We start from the raw sequence: 11790 nt of genomic DNA, 5'->3' as shown, positions 1-11790 counted from the left end.
AACCTCTCTTATAGTAGACATATATAACAAAATGCAAAAAACACATATTCTCTGGGCTGATGACGAAATTGACTTTCTAAAACCTCATATCTTATTTTTAGAAAGTAAGGGGTATAAAGTTGACACAGTCAACAATGGAAATGATGCGGTTGAAGCCTTTAAAAATGGTTTTTTTCACTTGATATTTCTGGATGAAAACATGCCGGGGCTAACCGGGCTCGAAACACTTGCGATCATCAAATCCATTAATCCTACAGTTCCTATCGTACTCGTCACCAAAAATGAAGAGGAACATGTTATGGAAGATGCCATCGGATCTAAAATAGATGACTATTTAATCAAACCTGTAAATCCCAAGCAGATTTTGATGACAATAAAAAAACTTACTGAAAATAAACGTATTGTCAATGAGAAAACTTCTATGGCCTATCAGCAAGATTTCCGCAATTTGGGTATGATCTTAAATGATGATCTGGATTTCGATCAATGGTCAGAAGTATATAAAAAACTTGTTTACTGGGAATTATCACTTGAGAAGCTTGATGACAACAACATGCATGAAATCCTGACCATGCAAAAGTCGGAAGCGAACATGCAATTTTCAAAGTTTGTAGAAAATAACTATATCAATTGGATCAATCGTCCGGAAAATGCACCTATTTTATCCCATCAGTTGTTTAAAAAGAAAGTATTTCCAGTACTTCAGGATGAAATCTCTACCTTTTTCTTCCTGATAGATAATTTGCGTTTTGATCAATGGAAAATCATCAACGAAGTGATTACAGATTATTTTAGACTGGAAGAGGAGATCAACTATTTCAGCATCCTTCCAACTGCAACGCAATATGCAAGAAATGCTATCTTCAGCGGCTTAACACCCTTAGAAATGGAAAAACGGTTTCCTAAGCTATGGCAAAATGACGAAGATGAGGGGGGCAAGAACTTATATGAAGACAAATTTTTAGATGATCAGGTCAAAAGGTTATATCGTAAACCGATAAAACATTCTTACACCAAAGTTTTAACACTTGAGCAAGGCAAGGACGTTTTAGATAATTTAGGAAACTTGATGCATAATCAGCTCAATGTTCTGGTCTACAACTTCGTTGATATGCTATCCCATGCACGCACGGACAGCTCCATGATCCGTGAACTGGCGAATGATGAAGCGGCATACCGTTCGCTTACCTTATCCTGGTTTGAGCACTCACCTCTTTTAGAGACACTTAAATGGCTTTCACAGAAAAAAGTACGTGTTATTATCACAACGGACCATGGGACGATTCGGGTAAAAAAACCGAGCAAAATCGTTGGAGATAGAAATACAAATACGAACCTCCGCTATAAACAAGGGAAAAATCTAAACTACATTGAAAAAGACGTATTCACGATAAAGAATCCCCATGATGCACAGTTGCCCAAACTTCATGTGAGCTCAACCTATGTATTCGCCAAAGAGGATTCCTACTTTGTTTATCCAAACAATTACAATCAATTTGTTAATTACTTTAACGGAACATTCCAACATGGAGGAATATCATTAGAAGAAATGATCATCCCCTTTGCGACATACTTGCCGAAATAGTAATTTTGCAACATGGAAATTATCGTAAATACAACGGCAGATCTTTCTGTTGCAGCCCAAACTCTTTTGACCAGGTTTCCAAAGGATCGAATTTTTCTGCTATATGGCCCAATGGGGGCAGGAAAAACGACCTTTATAAAATATTTGTGTGAACAATTAGGTGTAAAAGATAGCACGTCGAGTCCTACCTTCTCGATTGTTAATGAATATGATTCTGATAACGGGCCAATCTATCATTTTGATTTTTATCGGATTAAAGATGAACAGGAGGCATTTGACTTTGGTTACGAGGAATATTTCTATTCGGGAGCATATTGCTTTATTGAGTGGCCTGAAAAAATACCAAATTTGTTGCCCGAAGAAGCGAAAGAAATACATATCAGCATCATAGACGCTGCTACCCGAAAAATATCTATCCGTTAATCTATCTTTTATCATATTCCATTATGGCTCATTCATCGTCTTGTCAATATATTCCTTCAGATATCCACGTACCGGGGTTAGCAGCTATTCACGCCGAACATTTAAGTTTCTCATTTCATGAAAACAATGTACAGTTTGCTGTTGAAAATGCTTCTTTTGATATTGAAGGGGGGAAAATAACGGCTATCATCGGTGAGTCCGGAAGTGGAAAAAGTACCCTACTTAAATTAATCTATGGCTTGTTAGAACCTAGGGACGGTGTCGTGCGGTATAAAGGCTGGCAAGTTCCTACGCGCAAAGACAAGCTAATACCCGGACATGATGCTATGAAACTCGTTTCGCAAGGATTCGACGATTTAAATACCTATGCGAATGTATGGGATAATGTTGCTTCACAGCTACCCAATACGGATATCAAACGCAAGCAGGATAAAACCGCGGAGATTTTACAACGTTTACGCATAGATCATTTGGCAAAAAAACGAGTTGCCGATATCAGTGGTGGAGAAAAGCAACGCGTTGCCATCTGCCGTGCATTGATCAATGAACCTGAGGTATTATTGATGGATGAACCATTTAACCAAGTTGACGCATCTTTTCGAGATACTTTGCAACAGGACATCAAGGATATTGTGAAGGAAACAGGTCTTACGATAATTTTGGTTTCGCATGACCCCACTGAGGTGCTTGCGCTGGCAGACAACCTTATTGTCATGAAATCAGGAAAAATATTAGATCAAAATAATCCACACCTATTATATAGCCAGCCATCACACCCTTATACAGCACAATTGTTGGCAAAAAGTAATATCCTAAATCCCCAACAAGCTCAAAATTTAGGCATAGCAAGTGAAAAGCCCATTGCAATTCATCAAGAATGGATTTCTATTATGCTCGCCGATGAATCACCTTTCTTTGTAAAAGACACTAAATTTAGAGGCTTCTATTATGAAATCGTTGTTTCAAACAATGTGGTTGACCTACATTGCACAACCATTTCACAGCTAATCCCTCAGAAAAATCAAGCGGTTGATCTAACAATTTCCCATTGGATTCCTTTCGATTAATTCAACGTGGACATCCAGGATAGAAATGCATCAAACCATTTTTTTTCTGAAGTTTTGTTGATCAAGCCAAAGCCGTGGCCGCCTTGTTCAAACACATAGATTGTATTTGGGACATGCACCTTATCCAATGCTGCCATCATTCGGTAGCTGTTTTCAATCGGAACAGATTTGTCATCTTTGGCATGCACAAAGAAAACAGGACAGACCTCAGGAGAAACCTGTAAATCTGAAGAGAATAATTGAACAAGTTCTTCGGATGGATTTTCTCCAATCAGATTGATTTTAGAACCTTTATGCGTCACATCATTCTGCATAGAAATAACTGGATATATTAGTCCTGCAAAGTCCGGTCGAAGTGACACATGTGAAGGATTGGAAATATATTCTTTCTTAAATTTGGTCACTAAGGTTGATGCCAAATGCCCTCCCGCCGAAAAACCTATAACGCCAACTTTTTTGAATTGTGGATTGGAAGTGCGAATCAATTGTACTGCCCGTTGAGCATCCTGAAGCGGCCCAATACTCTTATCCCGCATGATATTGGGTGACGGTAATCTATATTGTAATACATAAGCCGAATATCCATTTCTTACGAGTTCCTTAGCGACGGCATGCCCTTCATGATCCATTGCGATATGTGCGTATCCACCTCCAGGGATCACAAGTACAGCAATATTTTTGGCCGCACTTTCAGCTGGAGTATAAGCAAATAATTTGGGTATATTTTTTTCCAAAAGAACCTGATCTTTATCCGTTGCATTCGGAATAGTATCCGGGTAAAGATTTATAACTTCCTGAGCCTTTGCAAGCGAAACCAAAGAACATAAGATCATAAGAATTTTTTTCATCTGTATTATCTAATTATATAATATGAGGTGTCCTTTATAGTGAAGAAACTACCAATAAGTCCAAATCTTTTGCCGTCATATTAAATCGGGAAGCGATATCGGCATTGGTTAGGTTGCCTTGGTACAGATAGATTGAACTTCTTATCCCTGGGCTTTTCCAAATCGCATTTTTCAATCCGCCCAACTCGGCGAAGTCCAGCAAGATGGACGTGAAAATATTACTCATTGCATAAGTCGCTGTACGAGCGACCCGAGAAGCTATATTGGGAACACAATAATGAATGACATCAAATTTCCGAAAAACAGGTTTATCATGTGACGTTACTTCCGATGTCTCAAAATTCCCGCCTTGATCGATACTGACATCTATTACAACCGAGTTCGGTTTCATCTTTGAAACCGTTTCTTCGGAAATCACACAAGCAGAGCGGCCATTGCGTGCGCGTAATGCACCAATAACGACATCTGAACTTATTACTGCTTTATTGAGAATAATTGGTTGAATAACCGAAGTGAATACAAGACTGCCGAGGTTGTTTTGCAAACGACGGAGTTTATAAATTGAGTTGTCAAATACTTTTACCTGTGCACCCAGCGCCAAGGCTGTTCGTGCAGCCTGTTCCCCAACTGTGCCCGCGCCTATAATGACGACTTCTGTAGAAGCTACTCCTGTAACACCACCTAGCATGAGTCCCTTTCCACCAAAAGCATTACTTAAATACTCTCCAGCGATCAAAGTCGCCGTCGCCCCAACAATTTCGCTCATCGCCCGCACCACAGCTAAACATCCCCCCTCATCCCGCAGATATTCATAGGATATCGCGGTAATCTTCTTATGCATCAGCGCCTTTAACACCTCAACATTCATTAAGGAAGGCTGTTGGGAAGACAAGAGTAATTGCCTTTCTTTCATCAATTTAACCTCAGAGACGGTAGGACTACCAACTTTAATGATCAAATCGGCCTGGTATATTTCCTCTCTGGATGACACGATCCGAGCTCCTTGTTCACTATAATGGTGATCCAAAAAATTTGCTCCGGCTCCGGCTCCGGTCTCAATCAATACCTCATGCCCGTTTTCGACCAGTAATGCTACTGCCAATGGTGTCAGACATATACGCTTTTCCTGAAGAGAGATCTCTTTTGGGATCCCAATAAAAAGACTTTTCCCGTTCTTTTTCTTCTCAAAAAGCATTTCTTTTGGAGAAATCATGGCCTGACTCGCAAGCTTCCCTAACTCATTCATTTTATTAAATTGACTTTAGTTAAAATTACAATAAATAATCAATCTAATCAAACGAAGATAAAATTGTCATAATACCTCATCGTTGTCGAAGCAATAACACAAATCATAGATCTCCTATTATCCTTTTGGAACCATTATATGCTGTGGAAGATTAATGCATATAAAGACCATGGGAATGAAACAAAATTATCTACATTTGTCTAAATTAATCAGATATAATACCATGCTAAGTAAAATCAGTATAGTACCCAGATGGATCATTTTTTTATTGGATATTTTCAGTGTCTCTATAGCCTATCTCCTTGCAAACGTCATTTATTACGATTTTAACTTCGACTTTCTCCTTGACATAGATTTCAGCATAAGGTATATCCTATTTATAAGCGTCTGCTCCCTATCATTTTACTTATTCAAGATGTATACGGGGATAATTCGTTACACGAGCGCGATTGACTCCATCCGAATATTATCCACCATAATATTTAGCGTGTTCATGCTTTTAGTCATCAAACTGATTATTCAAGCAAATGAAATTGAACGGAATATTCCCACGGCGTTAATTATCTTTTTTGCGCTCTTCTCATTTTTAATATTAACAGTATATCGAACTATTATTAAAATTTTCTTTCTCTATACAAAAAAGGTCAATGGCACCAGAAAGAAAACCTTGATTTATGGCGCAGGTGATCTCGGTATCGCCGTAAAAAGAACATTAGATCATGATGTACGATCGAAAAATGCTATAATTGGTTTTTTGGATGATAATGACCAGAAGATCAACAAAGTGATTGATGGAACGAAAATTTATTCATCCAAGAAGTTTAATCATCTGATCAATACCTTAAATGTTGAAGAAGTCATTATAGCATCACATAATATTCCTTCAGAGCGCAAGAATGCAATCACGGATATTGCTTTAGAGCGAAATGTAAGTATATTAACACTTCCACCTGTCAAAAAAATCATGAATGGGGATCTTAATCCCAATCAGATCCAAAAAATAAAAATTGAAGATCTTTTAGAAAGGGATCCAATCAAAATCAATGACGATCATATCCTAAACCAAACCAAAGGTAAAAGGATCCTTGTTACTGGTGCAGCTGGATCAATAGGGAGCGAAATCGCCTCACAATTGGGTAAATATGAGCCTCAAATGATTATTCTCTGTGATCAGGCGGAATCCCCATTGCACAATTTACAACTGGATTTACAAGACGAGTTTCCAAATCAGGTATATCACACTTATATAGCAGATATCAGAAGTACAAAAAGAATGCGTTTACTCTTTGAAACATTCAAACCACATTATGTATATCATGCGGCAGCTTATAAACACGTACCTATGATGGAAAACCATCCACTTGAAGCTGTACAAACCAATGTTATGGGTACTAAAAACCTAGCTGATCTGGCGGTGGAATTTCAGGTCGAAAAATTCGTTTTCGTTTCTACAGACAAGGCTGTTAATCCAACAAATATTATGGGGGCGACAAAACGAATTGCCGAAATATATGTACAGGCCCTAAACAATCATTTGGAAAGCTTATCGAATGGAGACGTCAATACCAAATTTATTACCACACGTTTTGGTAATGTTCTTGGCTCAAATGGTTCTGTTATTCCTAGATTTAGAGATCAGATCCAAAAAGGAGGCCCTGTTACAGTAACTCACCCCGAAATTACACGTTATTTTATGACTATCCCCGAAGCCTGCCGGCTTGTTCTTGAAGCTGGAGCAATGGGTCAGGGTGGAGAAATATTCGTCTTTGACATGGGTAAATCAGTGAAGATCGTTGAACTTGCCAAGAAGATGATACGTCTTTCCGGATTTAAACCGAATGAAGATATCGAAATAAAGTTTACAGGTCTAAGACCAGGTGAAAAATTATATGAAGAGCTCTTAAACGATCTAGAAAACACCCTTCCGACGCATCATGAGAAAATTATGATCGCCAAGGTCCGTGAAAATAATTATAACATTGTAAGCCTGAAACTAGCGGAATTAAAATTGCGGTTAGCAACGCAAAATAAAAATGAGGTCGTCTATCAAATGAAGCTTATTGTTCCGGAATTTAAAAGTAAAAATTCGATCTATGAACAACTGGATAAAGAAATCGAATTATCAAATGAGTCTGAAAACAAAAGTTAATTCACTTTAAAATTTGTAAAACACTTGCAAATTTGCTCGAAAAGTGTATTTTTGCAACCATATTTTACTGATTAGTAATGTCTAAAAATACAAATAATACAAATCAAGGTTTGAAACCTTCAAAAGGATCTTTTTTTCAAGATAACCAAAAAAGCGTTGCGTTTATTTTAGGTGGTATCGTTGTATTGATTTTGCTGTACTTTGGATACGAAAAACTTTACTTGCAACCAAGAGCAGAGGAAGCATCGAATCGTATGTATAAGGCCGAGCAGCTTGTTACAATTGATTCTTTACAGAATAAAGCGATTTCAGGAGATGGCGCATTCCTTGGTTTCAAGCAAATTGCAGACGAATATTCAAATACAAAATCTGCAAATATTGCAAATGCATATTTAGGAGGTCTTTACTTACGTCAAGGTAAATTTGATGATGCTGTAAAAGCATTAGAAAAATATTCCCCTACAGGAAGTCAAATCTTAGACCCACTAGTTATTGGTTTGACAGGAGATGCTTATTCAGAGTTAAAAGACTATAAAAAAGCAGCGGATTATTACAAACAAGCTTCTGAAAAATCGAGCAACTCATATACAACTCCATTATTCCTAAAAAAATTAGGTCTTGTTTATGAGGCACAAAATGACTACAAAAGTGCTGAAACAGCTTACAAAAAGATCAAAACAGATTTTCCAGAAAGCCAAGAAGCTTCTACTATCGACGGTCTATTGGGTAGAGTACAAGCACATTTATAAGAAATCATAAATACACAAAAAAGAGGCTATTTGATAGCCTCTTTTTTTGTGACCATCTAAAATCACTATCTTTGCATCTATTATGGCAAGTAGCATTAAAAATCTATCAGACTTTTCGCATATCCAAGTTGCGGATGCGAGTCCATTCAAATTTGCAATCGTAGTTGCACAGTGGAATGCAGAAATTACTGGTGCACTATTGAACGGTGCTATCTCAGGTTTAGAAAAACATGGTGCAAAAGAAAGCAATATCGAAGTTATCGAGGTTCCAGGAAGCTTCGAGCTGACCTCTGGAGCAGATCTGGCATTGAGAAATCAAAGCTTTGATGCTGTTATCTGTCTGGGTTGTGTAATCCAGGGAGAAACTCGCCATTTCGATTTTATTTGTCATGCGGTAGCTAATGGCGTTTCAAACGTAGGAATGAAGTACAACAAACCGGTTATCTTTGGTGTACTGACTACAGACAATCTTCAACAAGCTTTGGACCGTGCCGGTGGAAAACATGGCAATAAGGGTGAAGAAGCTGCTATTACGGCAATACAAATGGCTGCCATTGCTAAAAAATTCTAGTTTGGTATCAATTTTGTCTATTATTTAATCATGAAAAAGTATTCTTGGCTAAAACATAGAAACGCACAAGTACTTTAATTTTAAATAAATCGATTAATAAAGTATAATAATATCTTATTAATCGATTTTTATTTTTTAGATATGATTATGAAAACATTATCGAACATACTCTTAGCATTTATGCTATCATTCCTTTCTTTAGGGCATTTATCTGCTCAAGATGATAGCCTGAATAAGCAAATCTGGCGCAGTATTGGTGGCCAAGGTAAATGGGATTCCTTACAGTATCTCGCTTTTTCTGCAAAGGGTAATACAGTATCGGAAGAGTTGTCCAATGAAGAACGTAAATTCCTCTTTAACCGTACAACAGGAGAATGTAGATTCGATGGATTTAGCGGATCTGATCAGGTGACCTATTTATTCAATTTTAAAAGAAGCAGTACAGATAAGCTTTTTATTGCGGGCAATGTATCTACTGACGGTCAAGAAATAAAGAAATCCATAAAAAATCAACTTTTTGCAGATTTAAATCTGCTCCTGTTACCCACACTTATAGAGCAAAGAAGTGTTCAGTTTAAAAATCAGGAAGAACGATTTATTGGCGGGCAAAAATTAACAGTTGCAAGTATTACATCATCAGGTCCAGTTCTCGGTTTCAAACTAGACGGTTTAATCTATATAGATCAAAATACCGGTGAGATTACGCGTTATGAATACACTGATAAAACAGAAAAAATCAGTTATGAGGTAAGCAAATACAAAGAAATAGGTGATGGAATACGTCTACCTAGTTTGTTTAGTGCTTCAAGCAACGACAAGAGAACCTGTGTATTCTCTTCGATATCTTCATTTGTGCAAGTCGAGCAAAAGAAATTTAAAGAATTATAGTTATTATGATCAATTGGATAGAATTAAATACAGAAGAACAATTACAAGAACTTTATCAATCGGATAAGGTGTCCGCCATATTCAAACACAGCACAACCTGTGGTATCAGTAACATGGCAAAACGCAGCTTAGAACGGATGTCAAATACTGTTGATCAGGACTATTCTATTTATCTTTTAGACCTGTTGCGCTACCGGGCACTTTCCAATGAAATTGCTCAACGATGGAATATTGAGCATCAATCACCGCAGATACTGATTGTCGAAGGTAAAAACAGCCTTTATGATGCCTCACATGGGGATATTCAATTTGACGAAATTGAAAAATACCTATAATTATTTGATCTTAAATATTTTGCCTTCATCATAGGCACTCAATGTAAGGTTATCCCAAGTGATCACTCCATTGGATTTTTTCTTTAATCCACGTGGATTTTTGGCCACGATTACTTGGGATTCCCCAACCACTTTTACAGTATTTTGTCGAACTATGATAGCAGTTCCCTCATCAATCCCAATACAGGTCTTGTCAGGGAACTCCGCTAAGGCAGTAAAAAGTCGATTATATCGACTTCTCTTTACAAAATGCTGATCTATAATCGCAGATTTTATCAATCCCAGACCCTTGGCTGTCTCTAAATTTTGATGTTCCAGTCTATTGAAGGTAGGCCGATAGACCGAATCTTTTAATTGATTACCTGTTATCATTGTCTCGCTCATAATAGCGGCACCGGCGCTTGTTCCCGCTATACACGCACCTTGTTGATAAGCTGCATGAATCGCATCGAACAATGCTGTATGCGCTACGATCGACATAAAACGATTTTGATCTCCCCCTGTAATATAAATCAGTTTTGCATGGCGTACCGAATCAACTAGCTTCCGATCTTCAGCATCCGATTTCGAAAAATTAATACTGGTGATCTTATTTTTTGTCACTTCCTTTAGTTGATTTACCATCCCCTCTACAGACTCATCGGGAACCGTCGAAGCCATCGGTAAGATCATAATGTAATCCTTTGGTGAAAGCTGCGCTGCTTCGACCAAAGCTTCCATCAGATGTTCATCTTTATACCCACCACCAATGACAAACAATGTTCCTTTAGGTGAAATTCGTGATTTCTGGTAGGTGAAAGAACACAAAACGATTACCGCGATAATACACAACAACTTTTTCATAACAGCTTTCCTTAGATTATACGTTTGATTACTTATAAATTTCTACTTTTATCTTACCCTCCTTTGTCACCGTCCCTCTATACATCCCTTCGGTATTAAACGGCATGGCGACATGACCTTCTTTATCCATAACAATCATTCCACCATCTCCGCCCATTTTGCCAATGCGATCAATGACAGCTTGACCGGCATGCCATACATTATCATTTTTATATTCCATTAAGGCCGAAACAGAATATGCGGCTACATTACGAATATAGAATTCACCCCAACCGGTACAGGAAACCGCGCAGGTTGCATTATTAGCATAAGTCCCTGCGCCAATAATTGGTGAATCGCCAACACGACCAAATTTTTTGTTCGTCATCCCACCGGTCGAAGTACCCGCAGCTAAATTACCATGATTATCCAATGCGACACAACCCACTGTCCCAAATTTAGAATCCTTATTAAGAATCCCCAAACGGGAACTCTGTTTCTGATCATGATCCAGCTGTGTTTTGGTACTGTCCTCTTTTTTAATTTTTTGCAAGGCATCCCAACGCATTTTCGTCCAAAAATAAGATGGATCGACGATTTGCAAACCAGCTTCTTTGGCAAACTCTTCTGCTCCTTTGCCCACCATCATGACATGTTCCGATTTCTCCATGACCGCACGCGCTGCGGAAATTGGATTTCTAATGGTGGTGACTCCAGCAACTGCACCAGCAGCTAATGTCTTTCCATCCATGATAGAAGCATCCAATTCGTTTTTTCCCTCATTCGTAAAGACAGCTCCCTTGCCTGCATTAAACAAAGGAGAATCTTCCATTACATGAATCGCCTGTTCAACGGCATCTAAACTGGAATTCCCCTTCTTCAATTGGTTATAACCAGCTTGTAGAGCCTGCTCTAAAACTGTTTTATACGCCTGCTCCATGGAGTCAGTCATATTTTTTTTCAAAATTGTCCCTGCGCCACCATGAATTGCCAGAACAAATTGTTCCTTCACCATGTCTTGCTTTTCCTTTACGCCATTGTGATTACAAGAAGCTGCAACCGCAGCACTTCCAATAATCATGGCTATCATTGCATGTATCTTCATTT

Annotated in this window: 12 protein-coding genes; 8 read left to right on the top strand and 4 right to left on the bottom strand. The window is 38.1% G+C overall.

Translation table 11 applies throughout. The features are described 5' to 3' along the window. Positions 1–31: 31 nt before the first annotated feature. The 3 genes from LC454_RS20825 to LC454_RS20815 are packed head-to-tail and all read left to right on the top strand — an operon-like array spanning position 32 to position 3075. On the top strand, positions 32–1585 hold the full coding sequence (locus LC454_RS20825) for a bifunctional response regulator/alkaline phosphatase family protein (RefSeq protein ID WP_223584332.1): 1554 nt from the start codon (positions 32–34) through the stop codon (positions 1583–1585). A 12-nt stretch (positions 1586–1597) separates the two neighbouring features. Continuing rightward, a complete protein-coding gene (tsaE, locus tag LC454_RS20820) occupies positions 1598–2008 on the top strand; it encodes a tRNA (adenosine(37)-N6)-threonylcarbamoyltransferase complex ATPase subunit type 1 TsaE (protein ID WP_223584331.1) in 411 nt (136 codons plus the stop codon). A 23-nt stretch (positions 2009–2031) separates the two neighbouring features. Beyond that, complete coding sequence (locus tag LC454_RS20815) at positions 2032–3075, top strand: ABC transporter ATP-binding protein (RefSeq protein WP_223584330.1); 1044 nt, start codon at positions 2032–2034, stop codon at positions 3073–3075. On the opposite strand, the gene LC454_RS20810 is transcribed toward LC454_RS20815, so the two are convergent. Together LC454_RS20810 and LC454_RS20805 are read right to left on the bottom strand one after the other, a co-directional pair. After that, a complete protein-coding gene (locus LC454_RS20810) occupies positions 3072–3923 on the bottom strand; it encodes an alpha/beta hydrolase (protein ID WP_223584329.1) in 852 nt (283 codons plus the stop codon). The genes LC454_RS20815 and LC454_RS20810 overlap by 4 nt on opposite strands. 34 nt (positions 3924–3957) lie before the next feature. After that, a complete protein-coding gene (locus LC454_RS20805; protein WP_223584328.1) occupies positions 3958–5169 on the bottom strand; it encodes an alanine dehydrogenase in 1212 nt (403 codons plus the stop codon). Positions 5170–5323: 154 nt separating this feature from the next. Here LC454_RS20805 and LC454_RS20800 point away from each other — a divergent pair, with 154 nt between their 5' ends. From LC454_RS20800 to ytxJ, 5 genes are all read left to right on the top strand, one after another. Further along, complete coding sequence (locus tag LC454_RS20800) at positions 5324–7318, top strand: polysaccharide biosynthesis protein (protein ID WP_410528666.1); 1995 nt, start codon at positions 5324–5326, stop codon at positions 7316–7318. Positions 7319–7395: 77 nt separating this feature from the next. Then, positions 7396–8067, top strand: coding sequence for a tetratricopeptide repeat protein (locus LC454_RS20795; RefSeq protein WP_120261859.1), 672 nt, complete (start codon positions 7396–7398; stop codon positions 8065–8067). A gap of 82 nt (positions 8068–8149) precedes the next feature. Continuing rightward, positions 8150–8638 carry a 6,7-dimethyl-8-ribityllumazine synthase gene (gene ribH / locus LC454_RS20790; RefSeq protein ID WP_223584327.1) on the top strand — a complete coding sequence of 163 codons (489 nt, stop codon included), beginning with the start codon at positions 8150–8152 and terminating at the stop codon, positions 8636–8638. A gap of 147 nt (positions 8639–8785) precedes the next feature. Next, positions 8786–9526, top strand: a complete 741-nt coding sequence (locus LC454_RS20785; protein WP_223584326.1) for a hypothetical protein — start codon at positions 8786–8788, stop codon at positions 9524–9526. Positions 9527–9531: 5 nt separating this feature from the next. Then, positions 9532–9861 carry a bacillithiol system redox-active protein YtxJ gene (gene ytxJ / locus LC454_RS20780; RefSeq protein ID WP_223584325.1) on the top strand — a complete coding sequence of 110 codons (330 nt, stop codon included), beginning with the start codon at positions 9532–9534 and terminating at the stop codon, positions 9859–9861. On the opposite strand, the gene LC454_RS20775 is transcribed toward ytxJ, so the two are convergent. Together LC454_RS20775 and LC454_RS20770 are read right to left on the bottom strand one after the other, a co-directional pair. Next, positions 9862–10704: a cyanophycinase gene (locus LC454_RS20775; RefSeq protein ID WP_223584324.1), complete on the bottom strand. Its 843-nt coding sequence runs from the start codon at positions 10702–10704 to the stop codon at positions 9862–9864. It lies immediately after the preceding gene. Between the two features lie 28 nt (positions 10705–10732). Further along, a complete protein-coding gene (locus LC454_RS20770) occupies positions 10733–11788 on the bottom strand; it encodes an isoaspartyl peptidase/L-asparaginase family protein (protein ID WP_223584323.1) in 1056 nt (351 codons plus the stop codon). Positions 11789–11790 lie beyond the last annotated feature (2 nt).

It is taken from the genome of Sphingobacterium sp. GVS05A (assembly GCF_019969845.1).
Lineage (GTDB): Bacteria > Bacteroidota > Bacteroidia > Sphingobacteriales > Sphingobacteriaceae > Sphingobacterium.
The sequence above is the reverse complement of the archived record's forward strand: the minus strand, read 5'-3'. Positions and strand labels throughout refer to the sequence as shown.

Bases quoted from the DNA above. Each gene is read 5' to 3' on its own strand.
- LC454_RS20825 (WP_223584332.1), top strand. From the start codon at position 32: ATGCAAAAAACACATATTCTCTGGGCTGATGACGAAATTGACTTTCTA.
- tsaE (WP_223584331.1), top strand. From the start codon at position 1,598: ATGGAAATTATCGTAAATACAACGGCAGATCTTTCTGTTGCAGCCCAA.
- LC454_RS20815 (WP_223584330.1), top strand. From the start codon at position 2,032: ATGGCTCATTCATCGTCTTGTCAATATATTCCTTCAGATATCCACGTA.
- LC454_RS20810 (WP_223584329.1), bottom strand. From the start codon at position 3,923: ATGAAAAAAATTCTTATGATCTTATGTTCTTTGGTTTCGCTTGCAAAG.
- LC454_RS20805 (WP_223584328.1), bottom strand. From the start codon at position 5,169: ATGAATGAGTTAGGGAAGCTTGCGAGTCAGGCCATGATTTCTCCAAAA.
- LC454_RS20800 (WP_410528666.1), top strand. From the start codon at position 5,324: ATGCATATAAAGACCATGGGAATGAAACAAAATTATCTACATTTGTCT.
- LC454_RS20795 (WP_120261859.1), top strand. From the start codon at position 7,396: ATGTCTAAAAATACAAATAATACAAATCAAGGTTTGAAACCTTCAAAA.
- ribH (WP_223584327.1), top strand. From the start codon at position 8,150: ATGGCAAGTAGCATTAAAAATCTATCAGACTTTTCGCATATCCAAGTT.
- LC454_RS20785 (WP_223584326.1), top strand. From the start codon at position 8,786: ATGAAAACATTATCGAACATACTCTTAGCATTTATGCTATCATTCCTT.
- ytxJ (WP_223584325.1), top strand. From the start codon at position 9,532: ATGATCAATTGGATAGAATTAAATACAGAAGAACAATTACAAGAACTT.
- LC454_RS20775 (WP_223584324.1), bottom strand. From the start codon at position 10,704: ATGAAAAAGTTGTTGTGTATTATCGCGGTAATCGTTTTGTGTTCTTTC.
- LC454_RS20770 (WP_223584323.1), bottom strand. From the start codon at position 11,788: ATGAAGATACATGCAATGATAGCCATGATTATTGGAAGTGCTGCGGTT.